Genomic DNA, 17,004 nt, shown 5'->3' with positions numbered 1-17,004 from the left:
AATAGAAGTTTCTATCCTTCTCATGTTTCTTGAAAATTCTAAAAATACCAGGGGACGTTCCTTTATAATCCAACAAATCATCTAAAAAGAAGGGATTCTCTCACCCAATAGATAAAGTATTAAGGTAGCGATAATGATCATTCAATCTAAGTCACGATAAAGGAGCGTCTCTTATGAAACTGACAATACAACAGTGGAATTCAGCAGCTATCTATATTAAAACCCACGCGAGACCACTTGAACAAAAGCTATTTACCTTTTTCTATGAAGAAGGAACTAAAGAGGAAGCAATCAAAGAACTAGCACATTTCCAAAATACGGACGGAGGATTCGGCCACAGTATAGAGCCTGATTTTCGATTGGACCGTTCATCTCCAATGGCAACAACCGTTGGGTTACAGCATGCAAAGGATTTGAAGCTTTCATCCGAACACCCTATCGTTCAAAAAGCGATGAGCTACCTTCAAGACACATACGATGAGGAGATCAGCGGCTGGCATGCTGTTTCTGAAGAGGTTAATTGGGTTCCCCATGCACCATGGTGGCATTTTGATCCTGAAAAGGGCCATAGCGGGGTTCAAACGACTTGGGCTAACCCTAATGCTGAAATAGTAGGTTATTTTCATTTATTTAGTCCAGAGCACCCTCGTTTAAAAGAATGGACTGAGAGAGCGGTCGCAGAGTTAAAGAATCTATCACACCCAATAGAGATGCATGACTTTCTCTGTTATGATCGACTCCTTTCTGAGGTGAAAGGGGAAACGGAATCCATTCTTTATAAGATACTTTCTTCTTCCGTACGAAAGACGGTTTGTACCGATCCATCACGCTGGAATGAATATGTAGCAAAACCATTGCAGATAGCCAGTCATCCCGCTTCCCCGTTTTATGAAGCCTTAAAAGAGGAGGTACATATGCAATTGAATGTCGAAATTGAAAATCAACAACAGAAAGGTTATTGGCAGCCGAATTGGTCCTGGTTCGGTCAATATGACGATACCTGGCCGATTGCCCAAAAAGAATGGAAGGGTATATTGACCCTTGGAATGCTACGAGTGTTGACTGCCTATGAAAGAGTAGAATACAATTGATCATTAAAAAAATCCGGAAGACTCTCCCCTTCCGGATTCTGAAAATTATTTAAAGTTTTCTTCAAACCATCTTTTAGCTTCATCTACTTCCTCACGACGTAGCTCATGTCCACCTTCTGTCCAGAACTCTCTTACCTGTGTTCGGGCATCTTGAAGATTCTTAACGAGTTCCATTGTTTCTTGCATGGGGATAAGTGGATCTCGCTTTCCTGCACCAATGAATACAAGGGCGTCACTTAAGTCTGGAAGTTTGACATTTCGTCTAGGAACCATAGCATGAAACAGGATTCCACCTTTTAATGCATCCTTGTAATGATACATTAAACTTGCCGCGATATTCGCTCCATTGGAGTATCCCAGCGCAACAATATTTTGACGATCGAACCCGTAGTTTTTAGCACTCTTATCAATGAATTCATTCAATTCCTGGGTTCGAAAGACTAAATCCTCTTCATCAAAAACACCTTCCCGTAAGCGTGCAAAAAAGCGGGCCATTCCATTTTCATCCACATTTCCTTTTACGCTTAATACAGAAGCATCGGGCTCAATCATTTCAGCCAGCGGTAATAGGTCACGCTCATCTCCACCTGTACCATGAAGGAGAAGAAGTGTGGGTAAGTCTTTACTTCCTTGTTTAAATATATGTTTCAAGCTGACTTCCTCCTTTATTCTTTTGTATCCAAGGGTTTTAACTTCGCTTCTATGGAATTTCTTTGCGCTTCAAAATATGGTGGAAGTGATAGATTTTCACCTAAAGTATCAAAATCTTCATCGGTCTCGAAGCCTGGTCCGTCAGTAGCCAGTTCGAAAAGAATACCATTTGGTTCACGGAAGTAGAGTGAACGGAAATAGTATCGTTCAACAAAACCTGAGTTCGGCAAGCGATTCTGTGTGACCCAATCAACCCATTTACGTAATTCATCTTCATCTTCCACACGGAAGGCTACATGGTGAACACTTCCTCTTCCCGGTCTTTCCTGTGGAAGATCATTTCTCTCTTCAAGATATACCTCTCCACCAGTACCGCCTTCCCCTGTTTCAAATACGCGAATATCCGGTTGCCCATCTACATATGAAGGAAAAGCCCTTGTTTCTGTAAAACCTAATACGTCTTTCAGTACCATTGCCGTGTTTTCCCCACGAGCAACCGTCAGCGTAATCGGACCCAGGCCAACAATCCCATGCTCCACGGGTACCGGGCTCTTATCCCATGGCTTCCCACCTGGAACTCCTTCGTTCTTTTCATCTGACACAAGCATGAGGCGCTGACCTTCAAAATCACGGAAGCTTAGTGTTGCCCGCCCACTATGGTGAGAAATTTCGTCATGCTCAACACCCATCTCTTCAAAGCGATTCTTCCAATAAGCTAAAGACTCATCCGTGTTCACTCTCAGTGCCGTTAATGAGATACTGTTCGTCCCTTTATACGTATTCCCCGCCTGTGGAATTTCGAAGAATGTAAGGTCCGTCCCTGGATTTCCTCTTTCATCTGCATAGAAAAGATGGTAAACAGATGTATCGTCCTGGTTGATGGATTTTTTTACGAGTCGAAGCCCTAGTGTTTTTGTATAGAATTCATAATTTTTCTTAGCATTCGCTGTAATGGCAGAAACGTGATGCTGCCCTTTAAGTGGTTTTAAGTTCATAATCGATTCACTCCTTAGTAATAATCTTGCTTAATTTCTATCTATATCATACACGAAAATTACCTTTAATTCAAGATACTTTACTTCGAAGTGTTTTTTCTTTTTTCTACACTCTCCAATACCCCTACAAAAAAAACATCCATACACCATGTACGAATGTTTTTTATGCTCAATATTCGACTTCATTATTTTTAATAGTCAGGGCTTGTGACAAGGTAGAAGTAATTGTCAGGTTGTCAAAATTCAATCCCAGCTGGACAGCTGTCTGTGCGATTTCAGGGCGTAACCCAGATAAAATCGGCTTAACTCCGATCAACTGAAGTGCATCAATCAGCTGAAAGATTTGATGGGCTACCATCGTATCAATCAGTACAACTCCTGATAAGTCGATGAACAATTGAGAAACTTCCTTATTAACACATTGTTCCAAAGCATTCTCTAATATTAATTCCGCACGTGTAGGATCGATATTACCTACAAGGGGTAAAAGCGCTGTATGTCCGTTCAAGGATATGACAGGTGAACTTAATTCATTGATGACTTCCTGCTGGGATTGGATCTGCTGCTCCACCACTTCCGTTTGCAGCTCAACAAAACGCAACATAACCCGGTCAAATGCTTCAATAATGACTTGATTCCAAAGGCTAAATTGTTCAAAGATGTTTTCTTCCATATGAGTTTCTGCATATTCTTTCAAGAATTCCAAGTATTGATGTCTAACCCTCGTGAATTCTCTAAGAATATAGTGATTTGGGGTTTCTAAATGTTCCTTATCCTCCGCAATGGTCAAGACCCATTCATCGATCTTCTTGTTAAACGTTTCTTTATCCTCAGCAAAAACATTACAAAGAATGCCGTGAAACATAAAGTTTTGATTTTTTAACGTTTTTATCACATTGGGATCTGAGGAAGAATAAACACCGTTTGAAGTGCTTTTATCAAGGGAGCTATACCAATCTTCCGTTAATTGACGAGCTTTACTTAATAAAAATGTATGTAGTTCCTGATTCCTATGCATGTAGAATTCCTCCTATGATATCCAATATATTTATATCAATTTCTTCTTCCCTGTCTGACGCAATGAGTAGTAGGTAATTCAGGCTCTTTTCTCTTGTTACATCTTCATTAATTTCTGTCTTACAGGTTGAGTCGATCCATCAACTTTCGACTTTTTCTTATACCATTCTTCATTATATATCACATTCATACAAGAATTCCATTTAAACACTCTTAATTAAGAGCATGACAGGTCCGTCCCCTCAACACATCCATCTTAAATGGACACCACTCATATTCATTTGCTCTAGTATTGTAACTATATTCATCCTTTTCACTTCTCATCCTAAAATTCCCCGCTAATTACACTGGTAATGGGAATTTCCTTATCATTTTTCAACACTTTAATCGTATCAAAGTTCTCTTTAAATTCATTTCTATTAATGCGATATATTAATTGATTAGTCACCTCTTTTTGCGAATAGTTTATTTCAAAGTGCTCAGTAAAGGAAATCCATAATGTGCTTTCTCTTACTTCAAAATCAATGTTTTCATAATAGGGAGCTTTTTTAGCATTTAGATCTACTACACTTCCATTTAACACAACAAGCGTACTTCCGGTCCCATTATCATACAGAAAGATTCCATTTCCATGATCTGAAATAGATTTTTGAAGCGCTTTAGATGTTTCCCTCAAATCCAGTTTTTGATGTGGGAGATTTTCGCCCATTCCAGTACACGCAGAAAGAAACAAAACCAACATCAGGCTCAATCTTATAAATTTCATTGCGATCCCCCTAAGTAATACCTTTTACTGCACTCTTTAAATTATATATATAAACCCGGTGGAATTATAAGTATATTCTAAAAATATTACATTGTTTTGTAAAATCAACTCTACAATTCACAATATAAAGTGTATAATGAGAGTATTAACTGAGAAATAGACAGCAGGTATGTCTCGATATACTATTTCGGTGTGTATATGAATCTCCTACTAGAAACCAACCGCAAATCTAAATATGATGTCGTAATCCTACTACTTAGTCATTTGTCAAAATAGTTGGGAGCTGATGAGAGAATGAAAAACAATCTGACAAGAAAGTGTATTGAAACACTTGCTATCCAAAGTGCTTATCATTTCTGTGTGTCTATAGGAATCAAGCCCGGTTTACGCAATCTATCGATGATCACAGGATTCTCAGAAGAAAGAATACTGGAAATACTCGAAAACGAGTTCAGTAATCAAAGTGTTAAAACAGAAGATCACTCTTTTTGACTCTGTGTTTCCCCTTTATTACTCTACAAGCAGATTTTCCTTCATCCCCTAACCAATAAATTCTTTCATTACCCAGATTTCCATTTTTATTTTGAATTAGTGGACCTCTGTCGGTCTTGCCAAAAGAATAATAAGAATAGACTGCTAAACTTATCGCCACAAAAACAAAAAGGCAACTCCACTTTGGGAAGTTGCCTTTTTAGTATGGTATTTATAGTACATTAAAATATCTTGCTTCCGGATGAGCGAAGACCATCGCTGTTACCGATGCTTCCGGTTCCATCATACATCCTTCTGTTAATTGGATTCCGATTCTTTCAGGTTGAATAAGCTTAAACAGCTTCTTCTGATCTTCAAGTTCGGGACACGCCGGATACCCAAATGAAAAGCGCTGTCCTTGATAATGAGTCCGGAACCGGTCCTGCATCGTGAAATCAACGGGATCTGGAAACCCCCACCGGCTTCTCATCATCTCATGCACTCTTTCAGCCAGCCCTTCTGCTGTTTCCAAGGCAAGAGCCTGCAGTGCGTGACTTTCCAGGAATCGGCCTTCTTCCTTCATCTCTCTTGCCCACTGCCTAATTTTCACACCGGCCGTTACCGCAAAGAAACCGACATAATCCATTTCTCTACTTTCTACAGGCCGTAAGTAATCTGCTAAACACAAATGCTGATTTCCTGCTTGTCTTGGAAAATGAAATCGTTCGATTACTGTGTGAGGATCCCCCGGGTGATAAATAACAACATCATCACCATCTGATTGAGCTGGGAAGAATTGATATCGTGCAGATGCCTGAATCATCCCTTCCCTTTTTGCTTTCTGGAACAATTCATCAGTCACTGCTTTAAGGCCGACTGTTCGTTCGTCCCCTTCTTCCAGTAATCTTGAAATTTTCCCTTTAATCCCCAAATGATGCCCAAGAAGCATTTGCTGATTAATGTAGGGATGAATTTGATCAAGTGAAAATTCTTTTATGGTGTGTGGAATTAAATCAGAAGGAACATGAACTTTTACATCCTGTGCAACTGTAGAACGTACTTTCACCGCAACAGAAGATGTATTTCGATTCGGTGAATCTTCAGTCGAAACGACCTTGCTTAACTTTTCGCGACTCTCTTCTTCCAACTGCAGCCTTGTTTCTTCATGTTGAATCCCATTCATGATGCTAAGCCCATCCATTGCATCCTTCGCATAAAGCACCAGTCCATCGTATTCCCGGCCAATTTTGTTTGTAGTGAATTTTCGGGTGAGGGCCGCACCTCCTACTACAAGAGGAACTGAAATATCAGACTGTTTTAAATCTTGAGCAGTAATGACCATTTGTTGGGCAGACTTCACAAGGAGCCCGGACAAACCTATGATATCGGGCTTCTCTTTCCGTATGACTTCGATCAGTTCCTGAGGTGTTACTTTAATGCCTAAATCAATCACTTTATATCCGTTATTACTGAGGATAATATCAACGAGATTCTTACCAATATCATGAACATCCCCCTTAACCGTAGCTAGGATCACTTTGCCTTTAGAAGATGAACTTTCCGTTTGTTCCATATGTGGTTCCAAATGAGCAACGGATGCTTTCATCACTTCGGCACTCTGTAATACCTCCGCTACAATCAGCTGATTATCATTAAATAACCTTCCGACTTCACTCATTCCATCCATAAGAGGACCATTGATGATTTCAAGGGGAGCGTCATATTTTTCCAAAGCGATATTTAAATCGGAAATCAGTCCTTCCTTCGTCCCTTCCACCACATAATGAGCCAGTCTTTCTTCTAGAGTCATAGTGTTGACTGGTACCTTTACTTCTTTCTTTTTCCCTCTGTAAAATGCTGTGAATTCAGTCAAGGTTTCATCAGTCGTCTCAAATAATAGTTTCTCCGCCATTCGAATTTCTTCTTCAGGAATAGATGCAAATCGCTCTAATTTCTCCGTATTGACTATCGCATAATCAAGGCCAGCCTTCGTACAGTGATAAAGATACACAGCATTTAGGACTTCTCTTCCGACAGGAGGCAGACCAAAAGAAACGTTACTAACCCCTAAAATATGAGGGCATTCCGGTAGGGCTTCCTTTACCTGCCTTATCCCTTCAACGGTGGCATTGGCTGATCCAATGTATTGCTGATCTCCCGTTCCCACTGGGAAAACGAGAGGATCAAAGATGATGTCTTCTGAAGCTATCCCATATTTCTCTGTTAACAGTTTATGAGAACGAATGGCAATCTCTACTTTACGCTCGACTGACACTCCCATTCCTATTTCATCAATCGTTCCTACTACAACCGCCGCTCCGTATTCCTTCATCAGCTTTGTAATCTTCTCAAACCGCTCTTCTCCGTCTTCAAGATTAATCGAGTTAATGATCACTTTCCCTTGAGAATATTTTAAAGCGGTCTCAAGCACTTTCTCATCCGTTGAATCAATGACAAGAGGAACTTTTACTTTTTTTACCACTTCTTGTATGAATACATTCATATCTTCTACTTCTTCACGATCGGGATCTGCAAGGCATATATCGATCACCTGAGCTCCATTTTTAACCTGTGCTCTTGCAATCTCTGACGCTTCTTCTATCTTATTCTCTGCAATCAATCGTTTAAATTTACGTGAACCGATGACATTCGTCCGTTCTCCGACGAGAATCGGTCTTCTGTCTGCATCCTCATAGACGAACGCTTCAATTCCTGACACCGCATGAGGGTGAGACTCATTGGGTTGACGGGGAGGTAATCCCTTCACCACTTCTGAAAGGGCACGAATATGCTCCGGTGTCGTTCCACAGCACCCTCCAACAAGATTCAGCCAGCCTTTCTCGGCGAAACCCTTCATCTTTATACTGAGAGAATCTGCGGTCTCATTGTAATTTCCCTCTTCATCAGGAAGTCCTGCATTCGGATAACAGCTTACATAGGTAGTAGCTAAACTCGATAAGGAACGGATATGGTCTCGCATAAATTCAGGTCCTGTTGCGCAGTTTAGACCAACGACCAAAGGATTTAAATGTTCAAGTGATAAATAAAATGCCTCAATTGTTTGTCCGGCGAGTGTAGTGCCCATTGGCTCAATGGTCCCGGATAACAAAATGGGGATTTCTTTCCCCCTGGATTCAAAAGCACTTCGAATTCCAAGATTTGCTGCTTTTACATTTAACGCATCCTGGCTCGTTTCAAGCAGCAGTACATCCACTCCTCCATCGAGAAGACCTTCTGCTTGAACACGATAGTTGTCTACTAACACTTCGAAGCTTACCCCTCCTGTAACAGATAAGGTTTTGGTAGTGGGACCCAGTGATCCTGCAACAAACCTTGGCCACTCGGAAGTTGCGACATCTTTTACTGCTTTTTTAGCGATTTCAGCGGCTACTTTATTGATTTCGTATGCTTTATAGCCTATATCATATTCGTCCAGTACGATGGGAGTTGCACCAAAGGTATTCGTTTCAATCACATCAGCTCCGGCTTTTAAATATTCCAGATGGACCTGATAGATGACCTCCGGCGCTGTTAAAACCAGATTTTCATTACATCCTTCAAGCTCTTCTCCACCAAAATCCTCCGGTGATAAATTCGCTTGTTGAAGCATCGTTCCCATTGCTCCATCGAGTACGAGTATTTTTTTTCTAAGCTGTTCTTCAAACAAAGTGATGGCCATAGGGAACCTCTCTTTCTGTGTTGGTTTTTTCTTGTATATGATGAATCAGTTCAATGCTCATATCATATCTGACAAAAGGTGTGATAAGGTAAATGCCATTAAACAGATCTATTGCTGTATCAAGTAAGCCTTTTGCTATCTCCATTCCGACAGCCCTTGCAATAACGGGATCACTTCCCGCTTCCTTCATTCTTTGTCTTGTTTCTTCTGGAACATTGATCCCAGGCACTTCATGATGGAGAAATTCTGCATTTCTCGAGCTGATTAACGGCATGATTCCGATAAAGATCGGAACATCTAAATGCTTCGTAGCTTCATGTACTTGAATCAGCTGTTCTTTCCCAAAGATCGGTTGAGAAATGAAATAGTCAGCACCGGCATTCTTTTTCTTTTCAAGCCTTTTGACAGAAGCGTCTAAGTGACGGAAATTCGGATTAAAAGCTGCACCTACTGAAAATTGAGTGCGTTCCCGGAGTGATTTACCTGAGAAGGAAATCCCCTCATTATTCTGTTTAATCAATTCAATGAGTTCAAGAGAAGATAAATCATAAACGGATGCTGCCCCGGGAAAATCTCCAATCTTGGCCGGATCCCCCGTAATCGCTAATATATTGTGTATTCCTAACGTGTGTAACCCCATTAAATGGGATTGAAGTCCGATCAGGTTTCGATCCCGGCAAGTGATGTGAACTAAAGGGGTAAGATCAAATTTGGACCTGACCAGGCTACCAATGGCGTCATTACTAATACGCGGGGATGCTAACGGATTGTCAGCAAGCGTGAGTGCATCAATTCCGGCTTCCTTTAATGCCTCAGCCCCTTGGAAGAACAGCTTCGTGTCCAGATGCTTAGGGGGATCGAGTTCCACAATGATCGTTTTCTTTTCTCTTACTTGCTCATGCAGCAAGTTCCCTTTGATAGATGGTGATGATAACTGAACAGCCTTTTTTGCTTTCACCACTTTCCCTTTCACAGGCTCCCGGCTTTTTAACCTGCCAGCAACAGACCGTATGTGATCAGGTGTGGTTCCACAGCAGCCCCCAATGATTCTCGCACCTTGCAGTCGCAATTCGTTGCTAATATCTCCAAAGTAATCAGGCTCAGCAGAGTAATAGAATCGACCTTCTTCATAGTTTGGCAGACTGGCGTTGGGATAGACGGATAGAAATGCCCTTTTAGGTAATGGTACTTCCTCTAATGAGTTCACCATATGAAATGGCCCCATGCGGCAATTGATGCCGACAACATCGGCCCCCAATAATTCTAATTGTTGAAGAGCGTCTTTTATCTCCATTCCATTTTGAAGAACTCCCGTTTCATGTAAAGAAACTTGAGCAATGACAGGGATGTCTGCTTCACGTTTAGTAATGTTTAATACAGTGGTTAATTCTTCGAAATCATAATAGGTTTCAAGCAGAATGCCATCTACACCCTCTAGTAATAAACAGTATAGCTGTTCCCGAAAGCTTCTTTTGATTTCTTCCAGCGACACATTTTGTTTAATGCCTCGGATTCCTCCGATGGTGCCCAGAATATAGGTGTTTTCACCCGCGGCTTTTCTTGCCAGACGCACTGCAGCCGTATTTATTTCCTTAACCGAATCCTCCAATCCGTATCTGGAAAGCTTTTGATAATTGGCTCCATAGGTATTGGTCTGAATGATATCTGCTCCTGCATCAATATACTCTTTATGGACTTTCAACACTTCATTTGGGTGAGAAAGATTCAGTTCTTCAAAGCATCTGTCCACTCCATATGAATACAACAACGTTCCGATGGCTCCATCTGCAATTAAAATTCTCTCTTTCAGAGCTTCCAGCAACGGCTTCATGACATTCCCTCCTTTTTTATAAATTTATCACGTTGTTCCGATTGATCTTTTGTATACTATCTAAACCGTTCTGAAGGTCATTAATCAACTCATCCACGTTTTCAAGTCCTACTGATAATCGTAATAACCCATCTGTAATACCTCTTCTTTCCCGTTCCGCTTTTGGCATAGAAGCATGTGACATCCTTGATGGATAGGATAGGATGGATTCAACAGCTCCTAAACTTACGGCGAACACGGGAATGTTTACATTTTGTATGAGTTGCTTCACTTCTTCTTCCCCTTTTAATCGGAAGGAAAGAACCGCTCCAGGACCCTCTGCTTGTCGAATTTGAATTTCACGACCTGGATGATAGCTCAATCCTGGATAATACACCTCTTCTACTTCCTTTCTTTTTTCTAAGAAGGTCGCAATCTTATAAGCCGATTCTGATGATTCCTTCAATCGTACATGCAGTGTTTTCAGCCCTCTTAAGAGCAGCCAGCAATCCTGAACACCGAGGACAGCACCAAACGAATTCTGCAAGAAAGCAAGTTTCCTGGCAATCTCCTCATTTCCCGTTACGGCAAGCCCTGCCAAGACATCACTATGTCCGGCAAGAAACTTCGTGGCACTGTGCAGGACAACATCCACACCTAGACTGATCGGTCTTTGCAGGAGGGGAGTCATGAATGTATTATCAAGAAACGTTAAACATCCATTCGCCTTGGCAAGTTTTACGACTCCTTCAATATCGGTGATATTCAGAAGCGGATTGGATGGTGACTCCATATAAATCACTTTCGTATTGTGCTTAATTGAACAAGCCACTTCATGTAGATCCTTCATGTTCACAAATGAGTATGCAATCCCAAACTTAGTGAGGACCTCGGTAATCATTCTGTATGTCCCACCGTACACTTCTTCTGATACAAGAACATGATCACCACTGGACAATAATAAGAAGCTTGTTGAGATTGCCGCCATTCCGGATGAAAAGGCAAAGCCCCTTACCCCGCCTTCTAATTCAGCGATCGTTTCTTCAACGGTTTCCCTCGTTGGATTCCCTGAACGGCTGTAGTCATATGTGCCATACTGATCAAAATCCTGTTGATGGAAAGTTGTTGCATGATGAATCGGCGTAGAGACCGCTCCTGTTTCTTTATCAACTCCGTGAGAATGAATGAGTGACGTCTGAAGTGAAAATGGTTTTTTACTCATACGTAAGCACCTCTTTTTCAAATTGTTGAAAAACATTCTCCAGGTCTTCAATCAAGTCATCAATAAATTCAATTCCTACAGAAAACCGCAGGAGTCTGTTGCAGATACCAAGCCTTTTCCGTTCTTCTTCAGGAATGTCTGCATGTGTTTGGGTAGCGGGATAGGTGATAAAACTTTCGACCCCTCCCAAACTTTCAGCAAACGTAATAACTTTTAAGTGTTGGAGAAAAGGAGCAACCCATTCTTCCTTTGCGATACGAAAGGAAAGCATGCCGCCTTTTCCCGGATATAAAACGTCTGTCACACATTCATGCTCATCAAGATACTCCGCTAATTTTCTTGCGTTTTTTTCGTGCTGAGCCATTCTGAGACTAAGGGTTTTCATCCCTCTTAATAAGAGCCAACAATCAAAAGGAGCGAGAACCGCTCCGATTGAATTTTGAATGGTATAGATTTTTCCCGCCAACTCTTCTGTGTTTACGACCACAACACCGGCCAATACATCATTATGGCCCCCTAAGTATTTCGTGGCGCTGTGAATGACAATGTCTGCGCCTTCAGCGAGCGGCTTTTGCAGAACAGGTGTATAGAAGGTATTATCCACAATTAAGAGCAACCCGTTGGCCTTAGCAATGCCGGCAATCTCAGAAATATCTGCTTCATTCATCAATGGATTGGTTGGGGTTTCAACAAAAATGGCCTTTGTTCTGTTTGATATTTGTTCTTCTATGGAGCCAATATCACTTGTATCGACGAAATGAAATTTGATGCTATATTGTGCCTCATACTGCACGAATAAACGGTAGCTTCCTCCGTAAAGGTCTTTCGAAACAATCCATTCATCCCCGCTGGAAAATAAGCTGAGAATCGCCTGAATAGCTGCCATCCCCGAGCTGAAGGCAAATCCTCTATTCCCCTCCTCCAATTGAGCCAGGGTGTCTTCCAAGGTGGCGCGGGTTGGATTCCCAGTTCTTGTGTAATCATAGCCTGTCGATTGGCCAATCCCCTTATGTTCATAGGCAGTCGATAAATGAATGGGTAAGCTCACAGCACCCGTTGCAGGATCTTTTCGGTTTCCTGCCTGGACAAGCATTGTATCAATATGTTTATTCAACATTCTTCTCTCCTTTTCTATCTTGAATACGAAAAGGGAAAAAACAAAAAAACCTTCTTAGTGAAAATAAGAAGGTTTTGTACATTCGTTCTCCCTCTTATCGTCCAAGTTGACATCAACTTGCTGGAATTAGCACCATACCAAAACTCGCGGCTGGTTGCTGAGGTGTCTTCGGGCCAGTCCCTCTACCTCTCTTGATAAGAAACTATTTGATTTTGTGAAAAATAACTTTCCCATAACTTATAACATAGAAGAAGAAATGTCAATGAGAATTATGAATTATCTGAATAAAAAATATTCATTTTACGCTTCATCAACATGTTCTATTTCAATGATAAATCCCTACTTTCCTTTTAATCTCTTTCATGAATGGGATTGTTTTTTCCCGTGCTTTTTTTGCTCCATTTTGTAAGATGACATCCAGCATATGAGGGGAGGCCATCAGTTCTTCATATTTCGATCTTGGTTTCTCGATAAATGAATTCATTACTTGGAATAGCTCTTTTTTCGCTTCCCCCCAGCCTATTCCTTCTTGAAATCTCCTTCTCATTTCTTCAACTTGATCGGAGGTTGCAAATTCTTTATAAAGAGAGAATAAGACGGATGTTTCAGGATCCTTAGGCTCTTCAGGAGATGAAGAATCTGTTTTGATTTTATTGATTAGTTTTTGGAGTTTTTTTGGTTCTTCAAATAATGGAATGGTGTTGTTATAACTTTTACTCATTTTCCGGCCATCGAGTCCCGGTAGAACAGATGTTTCTTCCTGTATAACATATTCAGGAAGAACAAATGTTTCTCCATATTGTTTATTAAAGTTTTCTGCTATGTCTCTTGCAATTTCAACATGCTGAATTTGATCTTTTCCAACAGGAACCAGTTCCGTTTGGAATAAAAGGATATCCGCCGCCATTAATATAGGATAAGTGAATAAGCCCATGTTGACGCCCGCATCCATCTCCCTGCCGGCGGAATGATTTTCTTCAACCATTGATTTATATGCATGGGCCCGGTTCATTAATCCTTTCGGTGCAAAACAAGACAGAATCCAGCTCAATTCAAAGATTTCAGGTACATCAGATTGACGATAAAAGATCGCTCGATCAGGATTCAAACCTAATGCTAACCAAGCCGCTGCCACTCCATAAGAGAGTTCTTTCATTTCATGCCCATCATGTATCTTCGTTAAACCATGATAATCCGCAACAAAATAAGCTGTATTGTAGGATTGGTTCTCTGTCAATTGTAATGCCGGTTTGATTGCACCAATATAATTCCCCAGATGAATACGTCCTGTTGGCTTAATCCCCGTCAAAACTTGTTTTTCCATAACAATTCCCTCCGCTCAAAATAATAAAAATAAACACAAAAAGGGCTTCTCATCCTCTAAAAAAGGACGGGAAACCCGTGGTGCCACCTTCATTCGCTTACACTTTAGTAAACGCGCTCATCTGTACAGAAGTCGCCTTCGATACATCGTCTCTTTTATCGGTGAGACCCTCCGCCATAACCTACTTAATTTCAGCCTGGATGCTCAAAAGCCCATTCAACGATTTCACCATACTGATTCTCACCAGCCATCAGCTCTCTGAAATGTTTCGTTCGTCTACTCTTCTTCCTCATCGCATTTAACGATATAAAGTGTTTCCATTATTTTAATGTATCGGGAAATAATGGTCAAGTGGGTGTAAACACATTTTAGATTTCTTTAGATGAAAGAGGAAGGAAAAGCTTTATGCCTCTCTTATTGAAAGGAAGAACTTTCATATCCGCGATCAGATGACTGGCATATCCAATCACACATGCTTCAAATACCCCATCAATCATTAAAGATGACTCTAGATAATGAGCAATCGTGCCATAATATAAAATGCCAAGTACAGAGTGAGTATAACTTCGATGTGAAACGAATGAGGCAATGAAAATATAGATACCTAACAACCATAACCATGTTTCATTCAACTGCCAACCGCATGCTGTCACACCGATGCCTGTAATCATCAGCATTCTTCTCTGTGTAATGAAACTTGCGAGAATCATCATTCCAGCACCATATCCTATACCAAGCCATCGTTCTTTCCCAATTCCTTCAAGATAGCTGTATACCATCATTAAAAAACCAATGATTTGTGCCACTGCTCTGATCATTTTTGGTGAAAAAGTAACCTTGTTACTAAGCTTTCCGTCAATATCCATATCAGGCATGAGTCCGGATACCCCGCCTATTGCCACAAGTGCGGCCGTTATGTCAGGACCAGATCCAAATGAGTTGGCCACAATAAATCCTGTTGCTGCTCCAATTGCCATATGTGCTGTGCCGTTCAAGTGTGTCCTCCTACTCTCTTATCACATTATGTATGTACTAGATTACTATAATAGCCTTAATTATCCATATTGACCATGGGAAGTACGAATTAATTTCTAAAGATGAGCCGATATGCGCTCAATAATTTCAAGAAGGTAGGATCTTTTATGTGGAACAAAGTGATGGTAACTCACCCTCTGCTTAATGAAGTCCTTTTTCCCTGTTTCATTAATAAGAAATCCTTCTACGGCGATTTCCTCTTTCGTTTGTTGAACGAGCGCTTTAAAGTCTTGAAGAGTCGAACGGAAAATACCGGACACTTCTTCTGACTGAAGTTGAAATTCGTCATATGCAACCGGCTTGGAATACAGGAATACGTGAGTTAGTTCCCGATCAATCATATCCCGTTGAATTAACTCCCCTTTTACGATTCCTAATGATTGAAGTTCATCTATCGTAAGATGAAGTCCAAGCTCTTCATGAACTTCTCTCACACCGTCTTCAATCTTCTCCTGTGACAAGATATGTCCAGCGGCGGTAATATCAAGTAAGCTAGGGAAATCCTTTTTCTCATCACTTCTCATTTGGAAATAAATATAGGTCTCTCCACAAATTTCATCATAATGCACAAGCCAACAATGAAAGGTTTCATGCCAATATCCCTTTATATGCACCTCGGAACGACTGGCTGCTCCAAGCCTATTACCGTATTCATCAAAGACGGCTAGTTGTTCATCCTCCACACGAACCCCTCCTTTATTTCATTTCCTCCAGATACTCTTTAACCTCCAAAAGATCTTCAACCACAATATCCGCTTCACGTAATTCTTTTTCCTGGGAAAAATCAAAAGCACAACCTATCGAAAGAAAGTGGTTTTCCTCTGCTCCCTTGAAGTCAGACAATCTATCTCCAATCACAACCCCATGGGTAAGTTTGTGATCCTCCTTGATTTTTCGAATCAACTCCCCTTTGTCATCTGATTGTATTTCCTGAATGCTGTAGCTGTCTAAGATCCACCGATCCAAGTGAAAGTACTCGACGATCGTCTTTAAATAATGAGGATATCCGTTGCTTGCCACAAAGATCGGAAACCCTCTCCCTGATAAATAGGCTAATATTTCTTCCGTATGCGGATAGAGAGCTCCCTTTCCTTTCTGAATATTTTCAATCAGTTTTTCATGAAATACATCATTCGTTTTCCCATGTATATGTAAGGGATGATGAGGTAAAAGTGTTTTCCACACAACTGAAAGAGGGACACCCATAATTTCTCTGTATATTTCAAGAGGTGTATCCCCTTTCCACATTCCTTCATCTCTAAGTTGTTGAAAGGTATCATGAAGTGAAGCTTCTAGAATACGATCCGTTTGAAATAACGTTCCATCCATGTCAAAAATCATTGCAGCTTTCATCTATATTCTCCTTTATTGCCTTTCGTACATTAATATGTTCGACGAATTATGCTTAATTCACTCTCTTGCTTATATATAAAATAAACCTTCTACAATCATAACAAATTCACGGCCAAATGAAAGCAGCTATGTATTTTAACATGATATTTGCTAGGGGCTCTGTCGACTAGTGAGTGCTGGATGGTAAGGAATTTCATAAAAAAACACACAAGGACGCTTCTCTTGTGTGTTTACTCGTTAAATCGGTGTATAGCTTGTTTTCTTTAAGATGCATTTGGAAGATAAAAGAGGACCGTCAACATCATGCCGATAACAGAGAAGATCACGATACTTACTGCTACAGACTTGTGAGACTTTGATAAATGTTTCTTCTTTAACACGTTAAAAAACTTAAAAGCCAATAACGAAAGAATAAACAAAGATACAAACAAGAGCTCGCTCATGGACAATCCCTTTCTTCAGTAAGGTGTATT

At 40.7% G+C, this 17,004-nt stretch carries 15 protein-coding genes, 1 riboswitch and 1 other annotated feature; of the genes, 2 read left to right on the top strand and 13 right to left on the bottom strand.

Annotation, left to right across the window (positions count from 1 at the left end; translation table 11 throughout):
- Positions 1-173: 173 nt before the first annotated feature.
- Positions 174-1,091 carry a hypothetical protein gene (locus tag ACOSV2_RS03960; RefSeq protein ID WP_428973992.1) on the top strand — a complete coding sequence of 306 codons (918 nt, stop codon included), beginning with the start codon at positions 174-176 and terminating at the stop codon, positions 1,089-1,091.
- Between the two features lie 45 nt (positions 1,092-1,136).
- Here ACOSV2_RS03960 and ACOSV2_RS03955 read toward each other — a convergent pair whose 3' ends face one another.
- The 4 genes from ACOSV2_RS03955 to ACOSV2_RS03940 form a co-directional block, all read right to left on the bottom strand.
- Complete coding sequence (locus ACOSV2_RS03955; RefSeq protein ID WP_428973991.1) at positions 1,137-1,742, bottom strand: alpha/beta hydrolase; 606 nt, start codon at positions 1,740-1,742, stop codon at positions 1,137-1,139.
- Between the two features lie 14 nt (positions 1,743-1,756).
- The gene (locus ACOSV2_RS03950; RefSeq protein WP_428973990.1) at positions 1,757-2,737 is read right to left on the bottom strand and encodes a ring-cleaving dioxygenase; all 981 of its coding nucleotides are present in this window, start codon (positions 2,735-2,737) and stop codon (positions 1,757-1,759) included.
- A 169-nt stretch (positions 2,738-2,906) separates the two neighbouring features.
- Complete coding sequence (locus ACOSV2_RS03945; RefSeq protein ID WP_428973989.1) at positions 2,907-3,755, bottom strand: STAS domain-containing protein; 849 nt, start codon at positions 3,753-3,755, stop codon at positions 2,907-2,909.
- Positions 3,756-4,079: 324 nt separating this feature from the next.
- Positions 4,080-4,520 (bottom strand): hypothetical protein, encoded by a 441-nt coding sequence (locus ACOSV2_RS03940; protein WP_428973988.1) that lies wholly within the window; start codon positions 4,518-4,520, stop codon positions 4,080-4,082.
- A 294-nt stretch (positions 4,521-4,814) separates the two neighbouring features.
- Between ACOSV2_RS03940 and ACOSV2_RS03935 the strand changes: the two genes are divergently transcribed.
- Positions 4,815-5,012 (top strand): hypothetical protein, encoded by a 198-nt coding sequence (locus ACOSV2_RS03935; RefSeq protein ID WP_428973987.1) that lies wholly within the window; start codon positions 4,815-4,817, stop codon positions 5,010-5,012.
- Positions 5,013-5,223: 211 nt separating this feature from the next.
- Here ACOSV2_RS03935 and metH read toward each other — a convergent pair whose 3' ends face one another.
- From metH to ACOSV2_RS03890, 9 genes are all read right to left on the bottom strand, one after another.
- A complete protein-coding gene (gene metH / locus ACOSV2_RS03930; protein WP_428973986.1) occupies positions 5,224-8,670 on the bottom strand; it encodes a methionine synthase in 3,447 nt (1,148 codons plus the stop codon).
- Positions 8,651-10,501 carry a bifunctional homocysteine S-methyltransferase/methylenetetrahydrofolate reductase gene (locus tag ACOSV2_RS03925; RefSeq protein ID WP_428973985.1) on the bottom strand — a complete coding sequence of 617 codons (1,851 nt, stop codon included), beginning with the start codon at positions 10,499-10,501 and terminating at the stop codon, positions 8,651-8,653. The genes metH and ACOSV2_RS03925 overlap by 20 nt, the downstream gene beginning before the upstream one ends.
- Before the next feature lie 16 nt (positions 10,502-10,517).
- On the bottom strand, positions 10,518-11,702 hold the full coding sequence (metC, locus tag ACOSV2_RS03920) for a cystathionine beta-lyase (protein ID WP_428973984.1): 1,185 nt from the start codon (positions 11,700-11,702) through the stop codon (positions 10,518-10,520).
- Positions 11,695-12,819: a methionine biosynthesis PLP-dependent protein gene (locus ACOSV2_RS03915; RefSeq protein WP_428973983.1), complete on the bottom strand. Its 1,125-nt coding sequence runs from the start codon at positions 12,817-12,819 to the stop codon at positions 11,695-11,697. The genes metC and ACOSV2_RS03915 overlap by 8 nt, the downstream gene beginning before the upstream one ends.
- Positions 12,820-12,910: 91 nt before the next feature.
- Positions 12,911-13,020, bottom strand: a riboswitch (SAM riboswitch).
- Positions 13,021-13,144: 124 nt separating this feature from the next.
- Entirely contained in the window at positions 13,145-14,143 is a 999-nt protein-coding gene (locus ACOSV2_RS03910; protein ID WP_428973982.1) for a tryptophan--tRNA ligase, read from the bottom strand.
- A gap of 59 nt (positions 14,144-14,202) precedes the next feature.
- Positions 14,203-14,445: a binding site (T-box leader), on the bottom strand.
- A 66-nt stretch (positions 14,446-14,511) separates the two neighbouring features.
- On the bottom strand, positions 14,512-15,138 hold the full coding sequence (locus tag ACOSV2_RS03905; RefSeq protein ID WP_428973981.1) for a metal-dependent hydrolase: 627 nt from the start codon (positions 15,136-15,138) through the stop codon (positions 14,512-14,514).
- 96 nt (positions 15,139-15,234) lie between these two features.
- Positions 15,235-15,861, bottom strand: coding sequence for an NUDIX hydrolase (locus tag ACOSV2_RS03900; protein WP_428973980.1), 627 nt, complete (start codon positions 15,859-15,861; stop codon positions 15,235-15,237).
- A 13-nt stretch (positions 15,862-15,874) separates the two neighbouring features.
- Entirely contained in the window at positions 15,875-16,531 is a 657-nt protein-coding gene (locus ACOSV2_RS03895; RefSeq protein WP_428973979.1) for an HAD hydrolase-like protein, read from the bottom strand.
- Positions 16,532-16,794: 263 nt separating this feature from the next.
- Positions 16,795-16,974 carry a hypothetical protein gene (locus tag ACOSV2_RS03890; protein ID WP_428973978.1) on the bottom strand — a complete coding sequence of 60 codons (180 nt, stop codon included), beginning with the start codon at positions 16,972-16,974 and terminating at the stop codon, positions 16,795-16,797.
- Positions 16,975-17,004: the final 30 nt, after the last annotated feature.

The organism is Rossellomorea sp. DUT-2 (assembly GCF_052665285.1).
Note: the sequence above shows the minus strand (reverse complement) of the source record. Positions and strands in the feature narration are given on the sequence as shown.

What these genes read in the sequence shown, in the direction of transcription:
- ACOSV2_RS03890 (WP_428973978.1), bottom strand. Translation starts at nt 16,974, where the DNA reads ATGAGCGAGCTCTTGTTTGTATCTTTGTTTATTCTTTCGTTATTGGCT.
- metC (WP_428973984.1), bottom strand. Translation starts at nt 11,702, where the DNA reads ATGAGTAAAAAACCATTTTCACTTCAGACGTCACTCATTCATTCTCAC.
- ACOSV2_RS03950 (WP_428973990.1), bottom strand. Translation starts at nt 2,737, where the DNA reads ATGAACTTAAAACCACTTAAAGGGCAGCATCACGTTTCTGCCATTACA.
- ACOSV2_RS03925 (WP_428973985.1), bottom strand. Translation starts at nt 10,501, where the DNA reads ATGAAGCCGTTGCTGGAAGCTCTGAAAGAGAGAATTTTAATTGCAGAT.
- ACOSV2_RS03940 (WP_428973988.1), bottom strand. Translation starts at nt 4,520, where the DNA reads ATGAAATTTATAAGATTGAGCCTGATGTTGGTTTTGTTTCTTTCTGCG.
- ACOSV2_RS03915 (WP_428973983.1), bottom strand. Translation starts at nt 12,819, where the DNA reads ATGTTGAATAAACATATTGATACAATGCTTGTCCAGGCAGGAAACCGA.
- ACOSV2_RS03960 (WP_428973992.1), top strand. Translation starts at nt 174, where the DNA reads ATGAAACTGACAATACAACAGTGGAATTCAGCAGCTATCTATATTAAA.
- ACOSV2_RS03895 (WP_428973979.1), bottom strand. Translation starts at nt 16,531, where the DNA reads ATGAAAGCTGCAATGATTTTTGACATGGATGGAACGTTATTTCAAACG.
- ACOSV2_RS03935 (WP_428973987.1), top strand. Translation starts at nt 4,815, where the DNA reads ATGAAAAACAATCTGACAAGAAAGTGTATTGAAACACTTGCTATCCAA.
- metH (WP_428973986.1), bottom strand. Translation starts at nt 8,670, where the DNA reads ATGGCCATCACTTTGTTTGAAGAACAGCTTAGAAAAAAAATACTCGTA.
- ACOSV2_RS03910 (WP_428973982.1), bottom strand. Translation starts at nt 14,143, where the DNA reads ATGGAAAAACAAGTTTTGACGGGGATTAAGCCAACAGGACGTATTCAT.
- ACOSV2_RS03945 (WP_428973989.1), bottom strand. Translation starts at nt 3,755, where the DNA reads ATGCATAGGAATCAGGAACTACATACATTTTTATTAAGTAAAGCTCGT.